The 17,009-nt window shown below is 58.5% G+C and carries 8 protein-coding genes, 1 rRNA gene and 1 pseudogene; 4 read left to right on the forward strand and 6 right to left on the reverse strand.

What is annotated here, in order from left to right:
* Positions 1–162: 162 nt before the first annotated feature.
* Both rrf and CIB54_RS26655 read left to right on the forward strand, forming a co-directional pair.
* A 5S ribosomal RNA gene (gene rrf, locus CIB54_RS26650) occupies positions 163–278 on the forward strand.
* A 274-nt stretch (positions 279–552) separates the two neighbouring features.
* Positions 553–2,433 carry a methyl-accepting chemotaxis protein gene (locus CIB54_RS26655; RefSeq protein WP_101221436.1) on the forward strand — a complete coding sequence of 627 codons (1,881 nt, stop codon included), beginning with the start codon at positions 553–555 and terminating at the stop codon, positions 2,431–2,433.
* A 51-nt stretch (positions 2,434–2,484) separates the two neighbouring features.
* On the opposite strand, the gene CIB54_RS26660 is transcribed toward CIB54_RS26655, so the two are convergent.
* From CIB54_RS26660 to CIB54_RS26675, 4 genes are all read right to left on the reverse strand, one after another.
* Positions 2,485–5,862, reverse strand: coding sequence for an amino acid adenylation domain-containing protein (locus tag CIB54_RS26660; protein WP_101221437.1), 3,378 nt, complete (start codon positions 5,860–5,862; stop codon positions 2,485–2,487).
* Positions 5,859–6,806 carry a diiron oxygenase gene (locus CIB54_RS26665; RefSeq protein WP_101221438.1) on the reverse strand — a complete coding sequence of 316 codons (948 nt, stop codon included), beginning with the start codon at positions 6,804–6,806 and terminating at the stop codon, positions 5,859–5,861. The genes CIB54_RS26660 and CIB54_RS26665 overlap by 4 nt, the downstream gene beginning before the upstream one ends.
* On the reverse strand, positions 6,803–7,561 hold the full coding sequence (locus CIB54_RS26670; protein ID WP_101221439.1) for a DUF3050 domain-containing protein: 759 nt from the start codon (positions 7,559–7,561) through the stop codon (positions 6,803–6,805). Before CIB54_RS26670 ends, CIB54_RS26665 begins: the two co-directional genes overlap by 4 nt.
* Before the next feature lie 374 nt (positions 7,562–7,935).
* The gene (locus CIB54_RS26675; protein WP_065952221.1) at positions 7,936–8,646 is read right to left on the reverse strand and encodes a GntR family transcriptional regulator; all 711 of its coding nucleotides are present in this window, start codon (positions 8,644–8,646) and stop codon (positions 7,936–7,938) included.
* Positions 8,647–8,826: 180 nt separating this feature from the next.
* Between CIB54_RS26675 and lapG the strand changes: the two genes are divergently transcribed.
* Complete coding sequence (gene lapG / locus CIB54_RS26680; RefSeq protein ID WP_332871820.1) at positions 8,827–9,591, forward strand: cysteine protease LapG; 765 nt, start codon at positions 8,827–8,829, stop codon at positions 9,589–9,591.
* Between the two features lie 14 nt (positions 9,592–9,605).
* Positions 9,606–11,552: a cyclic di-GMP receptor LapD gene (gene lapD, locus CIB54_RS26685; RefSeq protein WP_101221440.1), complete on the forward strand. Its 1,947-nt coding sequence runs from the start codon at positions 9,606–9,608 to the stop codon at positions 11,550–11,552.
* A gap of 126 nt (positions 11,553–11,678) precedes the next feature.
* Here lapD and CIB54_RS26690 read toward each other — a convergent pair whose 3' ends face one another.
* Positions 11,679–12,017, reverse strand: a complete 339-nt coding sequence (locus CIB54_RS26690) for a hypothetical protein (RefSeq protein ID WP_057725300.1) — start codon at positions 12,015–12,017, stop codon at positions 11,679–11,681.
* A 151-nt stretch (positions 12,018–12,168) separates the two neighbouring features.
* Positions 12,169–17,009: pseudogene (locus tag CIB54_RS26695) on the reverse strand (LapA family giant adhesin); the annotation flags it as partial.

Below are 17,009 nucleotides of genomic sequence, written 5' to 3' on the forward strand. Positions count from 1 at the left end.
ATCGCCGATGGTAGTGTGGGGTTTCCCCATGTGAGAGTAGGTCATCGTCAAGATTAAATTCCAGAACCCCTGTTTGCTTATGCAGACAGGGGTTTTGTTTATGTAGAAGCTCATGAATTTCACCAGTACGTTGCTAGCACAACGGTCTGGTACACAGAATTTCTTGACGACCATAGAGCATTGGAACCACCTGATCCCATCCCGAACTCAGCAGTGAAACGATGCATCGCCGATGGTAGTGTGGGGTTTCCCCATGTGAGAGTAGGTCATCGTCAAGATTCAATTCCGAAACCCCTGTCTGCTAACGCAGACAGGGGTTTTGTCGTTTAAGGCTGCAAACGGCTGATAATCGACTGCATGTCTACCGCCTGTCGGGCCCTTGCTCTAAAAGAGGAAGATTCACACAAAACTCTAAGATTTATCGTTTTCTGGCCGAAAGCCTGACGAGCCATGCGTGCACCGAAATAGAGCGATCGCAGAGTCCGCCTATTGCGTTACATGGAATGTTCCACTCGGCACGCTCACCCCCCTTTGGCAAAAGAAGTCGATGAAATGAATCTCAAGTTCAGTCATAAAATTCTGTTGGCGGCGTCAGGCGTCGTGGTTCTGGCCTTTGCGCTGTTCACGCTCTATAACGATTACCTGCAGCGCAACACGATCAGGCAAAACCTGGCGTCCTCCATCCAGCAATCCGGCGAGCTTACCGCCAGCAGCGTGCAGAACTGGCTCAGCGGCCGCATTCTGGTTCTGGAGAACCTGGCACAAAACGTTGCTCATCAAGGGAGTGGCGCCGATCTGCCGGGTTTGGTCGATCAACCGGCGTTCACCTCCAACTTCCAGTTTACCTACGTGGGTCAAATCAACGGTGTGTTCACACAGCGTCCCGATGCGAAGATGCCCGATGGCTATGACCCGCGTCAGCGCCCTTGGTACAAGCAAGCCGTAGCAGCCGACAAAACCATGCTTACCCCGCCTTATATGGCAGCTGTGGGCGGCCAGATCGTGACGATCGCGATGCCGGTGAAGAAGAACGGAGAGCTGTTGGGCGTTGTGGGTGGAGACTTGAGCCTGCAAACCTTGGTGAAGATCATCAACTCGGTGGATTTCGGCGGTATCGGCCACGCGTTCCTGGTCAGTGGTGACGGCCAAGTCATCGTCAGTCCTGATCAGGACCAGGTGATGAAAAACCTCAAAGACATCTACCCAGGCGCCCAGGTGCGCATCGAGAAGGTTAACCAGGAGGTTGTCCTCAATGGACAGGACCGTATTCTCTCGTTTACGCCAATCAGCGGTTTGCCCGGGGCTGACTGGTACATCGGTCTGTCTATCGACAAAGACAAAGCCTATGCCGCACTGGGTAAATTTCGCACTTCAGCATTGATAGCAATGCTCATCGCCGTAGTGGCGATTGCCGTGCTGCTGAGTATGTTGATCCAGGTGTTGTTGCGTCCGCTGACCACGATGGGCGTCGCGATGAAGGATATTGCCCAAGGCGAAGGCGACCTGACCCGACGCCTCGACGTTACGAGCAAAGACGAGTTCGGCGAAGTCGGCAGCGCATTCAATCAGTTTGTCGAGCGTATCCACGCCTCGATTTCCGAAGTGTCCTCGGCGACACGCCAGGTGCATGACTTGTCCCAGCGCGTGATGGCATCGTCCAACGCGTCGATCATCGGCTCAGACGAGCAGAGTGCACGTACCAACAGCGTGGCTGCAGCGATCAACGAGCTGGGCGCCGCCACCCAGGAAATCGCCCGTAACGCCGCTGATGCCTCGCAGCATGCCAGCGGTGCCAGTGAGCAAGCTGACGATGGACGCAAGGTCGTCGAGCAAACCATCCAGGCAATGTCGGAACTGTCGCAGAAAATCAGCCTGTCCTGCACTCAGATCGAGACCCTTAACGCCAGTACCGACAACATTGGTCACATCCTCGATGTGATCAAGGGCATCTCCCAGCAGACAAACTTGCTCGCGCTGAATGCGGCCATCGAAGCAGCCCGTGCCGGAGAAGCTGGGCGTGGGTTTGCCGTGGTAGCTGATGAGGTGCGTAACCTGGCTCACCGTACCCAGGAATCGGCTGAAGAGATTCACAAGATGATCACCTCCCTGCAAGTGGGTTCGCGTGAAGCGGTGACCACCATGAACGCCAGCCAGGCTTCCAGCGAAGAAAGCGTTGAAGTGGCTAACCAGGCTGGCGAGCGTCTGATCAGCGTGACACAGCGAATCGTTGAGATTGATGGCATGAACCAATCAGTCGCCGCAGCTACCGAGGAGCAAACGGCGGTGGTTGAAACCCTCAACGTCGACATCAACCAGATCAACCTGCTGAACCAGCAAGGCGTGGCCAATCTCAACGAGACGCTCAAGGATTGCGATGCGCTGTCCCAACAGGCCAGTCGATTGAAGCAATTGGTCGATAGCTTCAAAATCTGATCCTGGCGGCAGTCGGAGCGAGGCCTCCCGCTCCGACTGCCCTGAAGCCGCTCAGAGAAAGCCGATGGTCCTCAGGTAGTCACAGCCTTTGCGTAACAGCGCGGGGCTCTTGGGCGGATAGTGTGTGCCCATTTGCTCCAACCCCCATTGGGCATTGCTGTACTGGATCATCGAAGTGTCGCCGATGTCCTCACCCACCCCATCAAGGTAGAAGCCCAGTACGCCGAACAATGCATTGTCATGGCCTACGGTTCTCAATGCGCGTTGCCACTGTTGAAGGCTTATCCGTTCAAAGGTATGTCCGGCCTGGCTGAACGCGTCAAGGTACTGGTCCCAGCTTAGCGGTTGCGGATTGTGCAGGTTGAATACGTTTCGCCCTGCGACAAAACGCCGGCTGTGAAACGCAATGAAGCGTGCCAGGAAGTCCACCGGCATCAGGTCGAAGTTACCTTCCATTCGAGGGACCCTACCCAACTGCAGCGACCCCTTGAGCATCAACATCAAGCGATTTTTATCGGGTTGGCAGACGCCGTTCTGACTGTTGAAACTGATATTGCCCGGCCGATGGATATTCACCCAGGCTCCTTGCTCAGTTGCACGCCCCAGCAATCGCTCGGCCACCCATTTCGAGAGGTTGTAGCCATTTTTGACATAGATCGGTAATGCGCGGCTGGCGGGTGCTTCGAGCACATACCGATCAGTGTCGAGGGTACTGCAGGCCGACAGCGTCGAAATGAAATTGAAGACCTTCTTGCAGTGGGTCTCGCAAAGGCGCAGGCATTCAAACACCGGTTCGACGTTGTCCTTGGTGAGCGCTTTGTAGTCCATCACATGGTTGACCTGCGCCGCATTGTGCACAAGCACGCCATGATGACGGGCGAGGTGCTCATACGCCTCACAGGATAGGCCCAGGCGCGGTTGGCGCAGGTCTGCGGCGTACACCTGCACTCGGCGCAGGTCCAATTGTTCCAGGCGATATTCGCGCAGCGCCTGAGTGAATCGGTCCGCCGCCGACTGGCCGGGGAGCGCCCGCACCAGGCACGCTACTTCTTGCGCTCCACCCGCCAGCAATGCCTGGACGATATGCACGCCGACGAAGCTGTTGGCTCCCGTGACAATCGCCTTGCGCGGGTCTCCTGCGCGGGTCTCAGGTAGCACTTCAAGCTTCAGGGCTCGGGATGCATCGTGTTCCATCTGGCTAAAAGATGTATCCGGCAGCGCTTCGCCCTCCAGCTGTAAGGCAAGAGTACGAATCGTCGGCGCTTCAAAAAATTGGCTCAAGGAGAAGCTGCGGCCAAATTGCTCGCGCAGGCGCAGTAACAAGGTGGACAGCAGGATCGAATGGCCACCGAGGTTGAAAAAGCTGTCGTCGATCGATACCTCGCTGGCAGACAACCCCAACAACTCCCCCCACAGCTCCACCAACTGCGCCTGGACTGGCGTGTGGGTGCTGCGACGAATCCTTTCCTGGGGGCGCGCACTCGGCACCGCCCGCAACGCCGTGCGATCGATCTTGCCGTTGCTCGAAAAGGGCAGGCTCGGCAGTTCGCTCCAGGCGACGGGTTGCATATGCTCAGGCAGCCAGTGCCTGGCATGCTCCTTCAGCCTGGCCAGGGTGGCGCCGGGTTCGGGCTGGGCAGCAAAGCCAATGATTCTGCATGCCTGATCAATCACCACTGCTACTTGGCGGAACAACCGACTGCTGCGCAGGCACTGCTCAATCTCCTGAGGCTCGACGCGAAAGCCGCGGATCTTGACCTGATCATCCCGTCGACCGCCCAACTCGATCCCGTCCGGCGTCCATTTCGCCAGATCGCCGCTACGGTAAGCCTGCAGCCATTGTCCATCAGGCAGCGCCAGCTTGACGAACGGCGAGTCAGCTTGCGGCTTTGCGTTCATATAACCCTGGCTGACGCCAGGGCCTGCGATGTACAGATCGCCCATCACTTGCTCATCCACCGGTTGCAAATGGTCGTCGAGGATCAGGACCTGGCTGTTGGCAATGGGTAAACCGATGTTGCGATTGCTGTCACTGAGCCGAAACGTTCGATGGGTTGCCAGTACTGTGGCTTCGGTGGGGCCATAGAGATTGTGCAACTGGCATTGGCCTGCCAGTCGCTCGATCACGTAGGGCTCGCAAAAATCGCCGCCGGTGAGCAGGTGGGAGAGGCCAAGAGGCTGGTCCAGCGGCAGGATGCTGAGCAACGCCGGTGGCAGAAAAGCGTGGGTGACGCGCTGCACGCGAATCAACTCGACCAATTGCTGAGGATCCTGACGCTGTTCTGCACTGGGAACAATCAGCTCTGCGCCCGCCATCAAGGCGGGGAAAATATCGATCAGCGAGGAGTCAAAGCTCAGCGGTGAAAATTGCAGGACGCGACTCTTATCATCCAGCGCCACACAGGTACTAAGCCAGGCGGTGAAATGCGCCAGATTATGTTGGCTGAGCAGCACACCCTTGGGCTGCCCGGTGGTGCCGGAGGTGAAAAGTGCCATGCATGGCGCATTGGCGTGGGGACGATGACGCATCAGCGGTTGAGTCGGGTCGATGTCGCGTGAGGCGAGCGTACTCACGTCAATCGAAACGAAATGATCTCGCAGCGGATGCAGACCATTTTCCAGTAACACGCAGGCCTCTGCGCTTATCAACATGCGGTGCTGGCGTTTTACCGGATGATCCGGGGCCAGTGGCAAATACACCGCGCCGCAACCCAGCACGGCCAGAATGCTCGCGTAGAGCTCAGTAGATTTTTCCAGGCACACACCCACCACCGAGGGGGTTTCATTGCCCTCCAACAGGGGCAGCAAGCGTTGCTGAATCGCCATGGCTTTTTCTTGAAGTTGGCGATAAGTCACCACGCGACCCGCGATATTCAGCGCTGTGCGATTGGCGAAGGCGCGAAGGCTGGCCTGCAGGCGTTCGATCATGGGCACTTGTGCTGCGCGAAGCAGCGCGGCATCGGCCGTACGATTGAATCGATGCATGAACGCCAGCGCCTCCAGCCCGTGCAAGCCTTGTTCAGGCAGGGGGTCGGAGCTGGTCATTGCGCAGAAAAAGCCTGGATCTCTTGAGAATCCGCTGACCAATGACGCTGCCCACTCCACCAAGGCGTTCGCCGCCCGGCGCCGCAGTCGCTGGCCGTTGCCGCTGGGCTCGTGGGCAACATCGTGCACGGCCACCAGGCGCCGCTCTCGGTCGTAGCAGCGAAACTGAAGCCTGGGCAGCCCATTTTCGGACAGTGGGCCGATACCCAGGCGCAAGCTCATCCAGGCCGCGTCTCTGGACAGGTCTGACGGTGGCTGACTACCGTCCTCAATCACAAGGTCGACCGACTCCGCCCCCACGGCATGCCCATAGTGTTCCAGCACATGCTTGAGGGCATCCAGCGCGTCACCGGCAACGCGCCATTCAATCGTCAGGCGCCTCATGCCAATCTCCCCAGCGCGGGCAAATAGTCGTCCAGGACTCGTGCCACGCTGGAGGTCTGCAGCAGGCCGCTGTGATGCAGGAAGCTCATGATGTTGCCAACCAGCGGGTGCTGGCGGGTGATGGGAAAGTCCATCGCAACGATTTCATCCTGCAGCGCCGAACGAACGTCGACGTTGATATCCAAGTGCTCGATCAACTGCAGGTCGAAGCCTTTTTGTAGGTCGTTGGTCAGGTAATGGCCCAGGAACGTCGGTAGCACAGCGGCAATGCTGTCCCGATCCTCCGCGCTTGCCGAGTGCCAGTAGATGCGCACCAACTGTGTCCAGAACTGTGCGTGGCGCCCTTCATCAAACAGGTGGTCGGCCATCAAGCCGCGCACGGACGACTTGACACTGTCGTCCTTGGAAAAGGCCGCCACGTCATGGGTGACGGTGTTTTCGGCGATGGCCACAACGATCAACTCAACCGCATCGCGCAAGTGCTCTGGTGCCTGCGCCTGCGCTGCCGGCAAGGCGCGGCTCAGTTCGATCTGCCCGGGCAGGTCGAGCGGCTGGATACCGGTCAACTCGACGGCTTGCTGCAGGAAGTCCAGGGCTACCAAGGCGTGGTAATCCTCATCCACCACGACGGTCATCGCGTCGTAGCGGCAGGCGAGGGGGAGGGGCAGTGAGAAGCGATTCTTGGCGATGCTGCGGGCAGTCTTATCGACGATTTCGGTTTCGAAAATCACGATGTCATGGATGAATCGATAAAAGCTTTGCGCCAGCACAAAGTCGCGCGATTGCGGGCAGTGCTCGAGAAAGGTCGCACTCAGTACCAGCGGTTGGCGGTACAAGGGAAAGATCAGCTTGCCGTCGTTTTCCAACACGCGGCGCGGGCGAGTGCGGATGGTTGCGCGACGCTCCCAGTCTTCGGCAAAGGAGCGGTAGTCGATAGCGCTCATGGATGAACCTCTTGCATCGAGGTCTGTACGTCATCCCAGAAGGTCATGCGGCTTTCCAGCGCCTCGAGAGCAACGCTGTCGGCTTGTTGCTGGCGAATCGGGTCTGCGCCGATCAGACGCTGGAGCACTTGTTCCGCCGCCGGAGCATGCTCCTGGCTATCCAGTTCGATATGACGCTTGAGGTAGTGACATAAAGTGGGCGCCTGACGAGCAATGAAGGGGCTGCTGCACAGAAGGCGCTCGAACATCGAGGCAATGACGCCCTCACGACCATGCAGAAAGGCCGCCGCTACGCAGTGAGTGGGAGCGCTGAGTGCGATCTGCCATGTGCTGTCGACAAAGCGCGGCACACCGGGAGGCGCGCCGATCATTTGCAGCGCTGCGCTTACCTCCACGCCCTGATGTTGCAGGTCAATGAAACGCGTGATGACGCGGGTGTCGGCGCCCACTTCCACCATGGCGTCCAGGTACAGCTCAAAGTGACTGCAATGGCCCCGCGTTGGATGTTCATCCGACTCTTCGCCCAGCACGATCTCATTGATCAGGCGTGCGGCCTGTGGATCAGTGGGCGGAAGCCACGGTATCTGGGTACATGTAAGATCTTGTTGCAGGCGTTTGGTCAGGGTCATGAAGTCCCAAACCGCAAATACATGACTCTCCATAAAGTGTTGTAGTTTGGTATGCGAAGTTATTTCTGCAAATAACGGATGGTTGCACAGTTGCAGCTTTTTTTGTTCAAACAAATGATGATGCATGGTTGACGCCTATAAAATTGTTGCGACTGCTCTAGTTGCAGTGATGGAGTTTTGTAGTTGTTAGACAGAAGATAACGTTAAGGTGTGCCCACGCGGCAAGCACGGGCTCATTGCGCGGCCAGCTGACTGAAAGGTTTATTGGGTTGGCGGGTGATAGTAAACTGATTAAACGTTTGGATGAGCTTGTAAATGTATTAGATGTTTTTTCGAGAATAAGCTTCCGAGTGAAAGAGTTGTTTTAAGTGTGAGAATTTTCCTTATATAACGCCGGTTATTAAGACTTGCGAGTTGTCTACAGCGCTACCAGCGCGGGACGTTTCCTGGCAAGGGAAGGTGCCGCGCGGTGTAAAGACTAAAAGAAAAATGCGAACGCGTTACGACGTACTTTCTTTGTTGGCAGTTTCTAGGCCATTGAGGTATCTATTGATGACCTCCATGCCTCGCATCAAGTGATTACGCAATGTCAGGATGCTTTCGTCGATTTTCTTCTGCACCACCAGGCTGAGCAGTTCGCGGTGGTCCTCTTGTGACGTCTCGCCCAGCCCCATTGCTTCGAGGTTGAAGCGCAGAAACCGCTCTTCCTCATTCAGCCCATGCTCCACCAGTTTGAGCAGGCGATGGTTAGGCGCCTTGCCATACAAGACCATGTGGAACAGGCGATTGAGGCGGCCTATCTCGCTGTAGTCTTTCTCACACTCCAGCGCATTGATACAGGCTTCTGCCTCGGCGATATCAGCCTCAGTGAGCAGTGGGATCGACAAGCGCAAGGCCTCGGACTCCAACAGCATGCGCAGGGCATAGGTCTCAGCCGAATTGTCCTCAATCAAGGGGGCGACCACCGCGCCCTTGTGGGTCACCACATGCAGCAGGGATTGTGCTTCCAACTGGCGCAATGCTTCGCGCACCGGCATGCGGCTGACGCCGAACAGGCTGGCGAGCTCTTGCTGGCGCATGGCGGTGCCACAGGGCAACCGCCCATCGAGAATGGCGTTGCGCAACGTTTCTTCAATAACGGCGCGGGCAAGGTGAGCGGGAATAGGCCCGCTGACCTTGATGCTGCTTAAAGGGTTCGGCTTCGGCGTCACGGTTACGCTGCCCTCCTTTCTAGAATAATAAAGTGCGTTTTATTGGATCCAATGAACACTAGAGATGGCCCAAGCGCTTGTCAAACCGCCAGAGTTTCCGTTTGTAAGGGCTTACAGCGTGTATTTTGTGCGTCTCACATCAGGCGGTTACAAGTCGCTCTACCGATCGATGATCTCACTATGCCATTGTTATTTCCGAGACGAAGCTTCACCATCCCCTCAAATCCCGTCTCTCTTCATGGACTGAACGCCTTGGCGGTAAGTTTTATTCCCTATCGAGTTCTTTGCTGGCTTTTATCAGCGATCTTGTTGGCCGGCCTGATGCTTGGCGGGCTGCATGCCGATTGGGATTTCTCGCAGATCAGCCGAAAGGCCAGCGCCCTTTACGGGCCATTGGGTGAAGGCCAGCAGCGTATTGACGCCTGGCAGCGGCTGTTGGCCACTCAAAAGCAGGTCAGCGAACAAGAACAGCTCAAGGTCGTTAACTTGTTTTTCAACAAACAAATGACCTACGTGGAAGACATCGATCTCTGGCACGCGGTCGATTATTGGGAGACACCCATCGAAGCCCTCTGGAAAGGAGCCGGTGACTGCGAAGACTACGCCATCGCCAAGTATTTCAGTTTGCGTCATCTGGGTGTGTCCAGCGACAAATTGCGCATTACCTACGTCAAGGCCTTGCGTCAGAATCGCGCACATATGGTCTTGACCTACTATTCGACCCCCGACGCAATCCCGCTGGTGCTCGACAGCCTGATGGACGACATCCTGCCGGCTACCCGCCGTACCGATTTGATTCCGGTGTATTCATTCAACGCCGAGGGCCTGTACCTGCCCGGCGCCAAAGGCAACAAGAAGGTCGGCGATACCAAACGCTTGTCGCGCTGGCAGGATGTGTTGAGAAAAATGCGTGCGGAAGGCTTTCCAGCCGAGCCTGCCAACTAGGAGTAACTGATCGGATGTCTTTGTTCAAACAGCTGTTGATCGCAATCTGTCTGTTCCTGGTGGTCGCCTTCAGCGGCAGCTTCATGGTCAGCCTGGAAAGTTCGCGCACGCAATACGTCAACCAGTTGCGCTCCCATGCGCAGGACGCTGCGACGGCGCTGGCGCTGTCGCTCACCCCTAATATCGATGACCCGGCCATGGTGGAGCTGCTGGTCAGTTCGATCTTCGACAGCGGTTACTACGCCAGTATCCGTGTGGTGGACCTGGCCACGGACAAAACCATCGTTGAGCGCAGCGGCATTCCAGACAACAACGGCGTGCCCAACTGGTTCGTTAGATTGATCGGCCTGGAGCCGGCCGGTGGCGATGCGCTGGTGAGCCGCGGTTGGGAGCAGGCGGCGCGTGTCGAGGTGGTCAGCCATCCGATGTTCGCCCTGGCCAAACTCTGGCAGAGCGCCTTGGGCAGCCTTGGCTGGTTACTGCTGTGCGGTGCGGTCAGTGTGGTGCTTGGCGGGTTGCTGCTGCGCCGCCAATTGAAACCGTTGGACTACATGGTCAAACAGTCCCACGCGATCGCCCGTCGAGAATTCCTCAGCCTGCCCGATCTGCCGCGTACGCCCGAACTGCGCCGGGTGGTGCAGGCGATGAACCAAATGGTGGAAAAGCTCAAGGCACTCTTCCAGGAACAGGCCGAGCGCAGCGAAAAGCTGCGCACCGAATCCTACCAGGACACCCTCACCGGTCTTGCCAACCGTCGTTATTTCGAGATGCAGCTCAACGCCCGTGTCAGCAACCCTGAAGAAACCAACTCCGGCTACTTGCTGGTATTGCGCGTCAAGGACCTGGCCGGCCTGAACCAGCGCCTGGGGGGCCAGCGTACCGACCAGCTGCTGCAAGCGGTCGGCGAACAGCTGCTGCGCCAGTGCGAGCCGTACCCGGAAACCCACAACCTTGTGACCCGGATCCGTGGCGGCGAGTTCGCCGTGCTGGCACCTGGGCTGACGCGAGAAGAAGCGCTGCAATTGGCGCAGAACCTGGAAAGCACGTTGCTCAGTCTGCAGGCCACCGGCGCCAGCGACGTCGCACCCGTGGCCTATATCGGCCTGGCCCCGTTCAATCATGGCGATGCGCCGCAGGCGCTGCTGACCCTCGCCGATCAAGCCCTGTCGCAAGCCGAAGCGCAGGGTGACAGCACGTGGGTGTGCCTGGACCATAGTGCCGCCGCCAGCCTCGGTGACGATCACCATGCCTGGCACACGCTTTTGGACCAGGCGCTGACCCAGCAGCGTTTCGAGCTGTACTTCCAGCCGGTCGTCGCCAGCCAGGACCCGCAGTTGGTCCTGCACTACAAAGTGCTGTCGCGCCTGCAGGACCTTGATGGCCATACCTTACCCGCCGGGCGTTTCCTGCCGTGGCTTGAGCGTTTCGGCTGGGCCGCCCGCCTGGACCGCTTGATGCTGGAACAGGTGCTCAAACAGATGACCGGCCACAGCGATAATCTGGCGCTGAACCTCTCAGCCGCGACCTTGCAGGACCCAGAGGCCCTGCAGGGCATTTATGACCTGCTGCGCCAGCACAGCAACCTGGGCTCGCGCCTCACCCTGGAAATCGGTGAAGAGCAACTGCCGGAGCAGCATGTGCTGGAACAGATGACCCACCGCCTGCGCGAATTGGGCTTCTCCCTGAGCCTTCAGCGTTTCGGTGGGCGATTCAGCATGATCGGCAACCTGGCCCGCCTGGGCCTGGCGTACCTGAAAATCGACGGCAGCTACATCCGCGCCATCGACCAGGAAAGCGACAAACGCCTGTTTATCGAAGCCATCCAGCGCGCGGCCCACAGTATCGACCTGCCATTGATTGCCGAGCGCGTGGAGACCGAGGGTGAGCTGAAGGTGATTCGCGAGATGGGGATTTTTGGGGTGCAGGGCCAACTGTTCGGCGAGCCGGCGCCCTGGAAATAACGCAGAATCCATGTGGGAGGGGGCTTGCCCCCGATAGCGGTGTATCAGTCGCCCAAGTGTCGACTGGTCTACTGCTATCGGGGGCAAGCCCCCTCCCACATTTTAGAGTCGGCGTAACTCCAGGGCTCAGATAAGCCCTTTTTCATCATCATTGATCAACTGGCTCAACCCACCCAACGCTTCCCGCGCCTGGTTACGGTCCATCAATTTGGCCTGGGCTGCGGGCGGCAGGTCTGTCACGCTGATAACGCCCTTGCGGGTGAGCACCTGGATCAAGTCGTCCAGTACCCGGATCATCTCAAGGTCACTCTGCTTGAGTTGGGCCAGGCTGGTTTCCACCACTTCGTTGGCGTACCAGGCCTGGATCTCATGGTGATCGGCCGGCAGTGTTTCGGTGGATTCGGCAAAGGCGGCGGCCTCAACGCGACTCAACGCGCCCTGTGCATCACGTTGCACGTAAAACATAAGAACCCCTCGAAAATAAGCCACACACCTTTAGCCCCTTAGGCTGGCCGTGTGTTGATAGACGCGAGTATGCGATGCAACCGGCCGCCAGGGCCAGCAACGTATCGCCCAAATAAATCGGCCGCCTCGAGGGCGGCCGATAAACCCAAGCTTAGACGGTGTGATCGATCTTGATGGTCGGGTCTGCACCGCTGATCAGCGAGTTGATGCTGGTATGGGACCAATCGTTGCCTTCCAGCTTGATGGTCACATCCGCATTGGCCAGGCCTCCAGTGGTATTGAGCTTGCCTTCGCTGCTCACTTGCAGGGTCGACACGCCCTCTACCGTGGTGATCTTGAGGTAGTTGTCGATGGTGCTGTCGGTCTCGCCTTTCAACAGGTCGCGCAGATCAATGCGGTCACCTTCGGACGCCTTGAAGTCCTTGATCACATCGTTGCCGATGTCACCCGCCTTCCACACAAAGGTGTCGGCACCCGAACCACCGATCAGGATGTCGTTACCCTGGCCGCCAATCAGCGTGTCGTTACCGGTGCCGCCCAGCAGGATGTCATTGCCTTTGCCACCGTCCAGAAGGTCGTTGCCGCCCTGGCCGAACAGGATGTCATCGCCGGCGCCGCCCAGCAGCGTGTCGTTGGCATCCTTGGCGCCGGACACATCGAAGTCCGCGTAGTGCTCGGTGACGTACTGGTGAACGTTAGAGGCGGTCACCGAAGAGACGGCTACGCCGGTCTTCTGCGCCACAAACGCCTGCAGTGCGTTGTAACCCTCACCGTTGATCCCGCTGAAGCTCACCAGGTCGCCGAAGAGGATGTCGTTGCCATCGCCCCCGATGACGGTGTCAGCGCCAGGCAACGTCGCCTCGGTGTGGCCGAGGATCGCGTTGGCCAGGTCCTTCGGATCGATATTGGCTTGCGGCTTGCCATCGCTGTCGTACGGTGCCAACTGATTCAGGCTGACCCCGCTGTTGAGGCCGATGGCTTCTACGCCACCTGTGGACAGGCCTTTGAGCAGGGCGAACGCACTGTTGGAGTTGATGGTGGTGGAGTAGTCGGTATCGTACCCGAGGCCGCCTTGTACCGATATTTCATAGGTGCCATCCCCTTGGGCGTGGATTGTTCCCGGGCTGGACTGCGCCCAGCCCCACCAGTTGTTGGTCCACAGGGTCACCTTGCCGGCAGAGTTGATATCAATCAAGTGACTCGAATCGATGTTGATCCGTGTGGCTGTACCTATGGTGTAGTTGTTCATGGTGACGACATCATCGAGCCTGACGTTGCCGTACAAGTACGGATTGGTCTGCTCGGACCCCTGGTAAAACGTCGGCTGACCATCGGTGATGAAGTACGTTGTATTGATTGCGCCAGTGTTGCCAGTCGCCTGTGCACTTTTAAAGAAGTTGGACGCGGCCTTGAACACGTCTTCGTAGTTGGTCCCGCCGGTCGATACCATGGAATCGAGGACTTTCTGCAGCGAATTCAGTGCGCCTGGGTCTTTCAGGTCGACTGTAACCGTGCGATTGACCTGGTCACTGAAGTCCGCCAGGAAGATATTCACGGTGCCAGAAGTGCTGGAGCCGATACTGTTTTTCAGCGAGTTGAACGTGGTGGTCAGCGAGGCTTTCGCCGCTGCTATCGAATCCGCGCCCATGCTGCCCGATGTATCGATCATGAACGCAATGTTGTAGTTCTTGCCCTGCACCACGTTCAGGCCGCCGACGTCGGCCACGACGATGTCGTTGCCATCGGTGCCGTTGATGGTGTCGCTGCCCGACGTGCCGGTGACCGGGTTATAGGCCGCCGGATGCACCGTCACTGGCAATTGCGCGGTGGTGGTCGCTGAACCGCCGATGCTTTCGGTAGAGGTCGACGTGACCGTTAGGTTGAACTGGCCGCTGTAGTAGGTCGGCGGCTTGATGGTCAAGGTGCCCAGGTCCCAGCCGGTGACGTTGACTTCGCCCGTGGTTTTACCCGCGGTGAAGGTATGGCCCGACGCATCGGTAAGCACCGAGCCTGCCGGGATGCCACCGATTTTCACGCTCAGGGTTTCCGAACCGTCGGTATCGGTCAGCGCGGTGGTGACCTTGGACAGTTTGACGCTGCCGTTTTCCAGGCCTTCGTTGAGCTTGTAGCCCACGTAGTAACCGTCACCGTTGCTGCCATGCAGGTCGGACACCGTTACGCCGGCGTTGGTCAGGTCGGTGATACCGGTGTACAGCGGCACGGTGCTGGTGCTCAAGTTCTGCATCGCCCCGCCATTGACCGACAGGTTGACGTCAAAGCTGCCAGGCCCCGCCTGGTTGGCCTGGTAGATCTCAAGGCTGTAGTAACCAGTGGTGGTTGGCGTGAACGAGCCGCTGAACTTGCCACTGTTGGTGCCCCATAGCCCGCTGGCAACGTCTTTGCCGCCGACGTTGACCACCACGCTGTCATCGGCGACGCCGCTGAAGGTGTAGCTCTTGCCGGCTTCCATGTAGATCAGGCCGGAGATCTTGGAACCAGAACCCGCGTTGACATTGTCGACGGACTCGACGTTGGTCACCACCGAGGTGTTGTTCGGTGTGCCTGCATTGTCGATGGCTTTTTTCAGTACATCGGGTGCAGCGCCGTTGCCGCTGTTGCCGAGGCCGGCAATGCTGTTCCAGCCCTGTTTGACCAGGCCGGTCGAGGTGACGTTGTTATCTGCCACGCTCAGGGTCGGTGCATCGGCCACCGGAGTGATATCGACTTTCACCGTGGCGCTGGTGCCCAGGTCCTTGCCGTCGGTGGGCTGGAACTTGAACTGTGCGTAGTCGGCCTGCTTGTTACCGATGCCTGTGCCGCCATAACCATCGGCGCCGGACTCGTTGGTGTTGGGCATAAAGCGCAATTGACCGCCATCGACCTGGGCTTTGGTAAAGGTCTGGCCGCTGCTCACGTTGGTCCAGGTGGTGCCGTCGGCTGCCAGGTATTGCAGCTTGCCGGCCACCGGCAGGTCGGTGATTTTCACGCCGAGGCTGGCTTGTGGCGAGTCCACGTCGGTCACGCCGAAGTTGGCCCAGGTCAGCGCGAGCGCAGTGTCTTCGGTACCGGTCACGGCCCCGCCCGTTGCCACTGGCGCATCGTTCACCGCCAGCACGTTGACAGTGGTGGTGGCGACGTTGGAGTAGTTGCCGCCGTCGGTCACCGTCACGGTAATGGTGCGCGGCGTGGTGCTTGGGTCGTGGCTGTTGTTGGTGAACGTGATGTTCTGGATGCGCTGCATGTAGTCAGCCAGCGTCGCGCTGCCCGACAACGTCAGGGTGATGGCGCCCGTCTGGTTATTGGTGCTGACGCTGATGCCATTCACGTTGTTGCCCATGTTCAAGACATCACCGGCCTGCGCGTTGGTCAGGGTGACCGTCGCGCCGGTCAGCATCGTGCTGTCCGGGTCGGTGATCCTGATATCGGTGTCGGCAATCGACACACCCGGCCCGGCGGTGCCTTCGGTGAAGGTGGTCTTGTAATCGTTGCCGCTGGCGCCGCTGGAATTGTTGGCGTCCAGGTCGATGACCGGTGGCGCATCGTTGTCGAGGATATCGGTACTGACGGTACCCTTGTCGATCACCAGGTTCTCGAAATTGCCGCCGGTGGTCTTGTCGATGGTGATGACGATTTTTTCCGTCGGCTCGGTGATTCTGTCGTCAAGCGTGCGGATATCAAACGGCACGCTGCTGGCGCCGGCCGGGATCTTCACGGTGTACACACCATTGAAATCCGAACCGTCGGTGGCCGTGCCGCTGTACTTGAGCGTGACGGTCAGATCGGTTTGCGCCGGGTTGCTCAAGGTCAGGCTGTAATGCGCCGTGCCGCCTTCAGTCACCGATGCGTCGCCGCTGAGGCTGAGGGTGGTGTTGGTGACCACATCCGTGACTTTGGTAACCACGGTGCTGCCATCAACCATCAAGTGCTCGTATTTGTCGCCGCCGCTGACGACGCCGCTGATTTTGGTCGTGACGTCGTTGGCGCCGACATACGCATCGTTAGGGGCGGTGGCCGTGGTGAAGTTGCTGGACTTGCCGTTGCCGATGGTAATGGACGCGCCGTTATCCAGCTTCACTACCAGGTCGGAACCCAGGTTGGTCACTGCCGCGCCGTTCTTGTCGACCAGCGACGCGGTGTAGACAATCTGCCCGCCCTCGCTGACCGAGCCCGTGGCCTTGAGCACCACCGTCACATCGTCGATGGTGTCGTTGATCGTGGTGGTCGCGCCGCCCGGTGTGACGGTCACACCTTCGAAATTACCGCCGGTGGTACCGGTGATCTTGACGGTCTGGGTGCTCTTGTCGATGAACACATCATCGCTCGGTGCCGCAACTGTCACCGTGCCCACGGTTGCACCCTGCTTGATGGTGATGCTGGAACCGTTGTCCAACTGGACCACCATGTCGCTGCCGGCCTTGTTGCTCAAGGTCGCGGTGTAGGTGATCTGGCCACCTTCATTGACAGCGCTTGGCGCGGTCAGGGTGACGCTGGTGAGATCAGTGCTGCCAGGGGTGTCGGTAACGGTGGTATTGACCGCTGCGGTACCTGGCACCAGGTTTTCGAAGTACTCGCCACCGGTGACGGTTTTGATGGCGGTCGTGACGGTTTGATCGCCTTTATAGACGTCGTTGGGTGCCACGGTGGTGATCGTGCCGCTGGATTGGTTCACACCGATGGTGATGGTTTTGCCGTTATCCAGGGTGACGGTCAGCGGGTTGGTGATGTTGGTTACCGGCGTACCGTTTTTATCCACAAGGCTGGCGGTGTAGACGATATTGCCGCCTTCGCCGACGGTGGTGGTGGCGGTCAGGACAACGTCGACCTTGTCGATGGTGTCGTTGATCGTTGTCGTTGCACCGTTGCCAGCAACTTCCAACTTCTCGAAGTTGCCGCCCGTTGCGTCGGTGATCTTGACCGTCTGCGTGCTCTTGTCGATGAACACGTCATCGCTTGGCGCTGGGACGGTTACGGTGCCGACGGTTTCACCGGCTT

It is taken from the genome of Pseudomonas fluorescens, from assembly GCF_002837185.1.
Taxonomy (GTDB): domain Bacteria; phylum Pseudomonadota; class Gammaproteobacteria; order Pseudomonadales; family Pseudomonadaceae; genus Aquipseudomonas; species Aquipseudomonas fluorescens_AM.

Coding starts and splice junctions, on each gene's coding strand:
- CIB54_RS26655 (WP_101221436.1), top strand. CDS start 553: ATGAATCTCAAGTTCAGTCATAAAATTCTGTTGGCGGCGTCAGGCGTC.
- CIB54_RS26660 (WP_101221437.1), bottom strand. CDS start 5,862: ATGAGGCGCCTGACGATTGAATGGCGCGTTGCCGGTGACGCGCTGGAT.
- CIB54_RS26665 (WP_101221438.1), bottom strand. CDS start 6,806: ATGAGCGCTATCGACTACCGCTCCTTTGCCGAAGACTGGGAGCGTCGC.
- CIB54_RS26670 (WP_101221439.1), bottom strand. CDS start 7,561: ATGCATCATCATTTGTTTGAACAAAAAAAGCTGCAACTGTGCAACCAT.
- lapG (WP_332871820.1), top strand. CDS start 8,827: ATGCCATTGTTATTTCCGAGACGAAGCTTCACCATCCCCTCAAATCCC.
- lapD (WP_101221440.1), top strand. CDS start 9,606: ATGTCTTTGTTCAAACAGCTGTTGATCGCAATCTGTCTGTTCCTGGTG.
- CIB54_RS26690 (WP_057725300.1), bottom strand. CDS start 12,017: ATGTTTTACGTGCAACGTGATGCACAGGGCGCGTTGAGTCGCGTTGAG.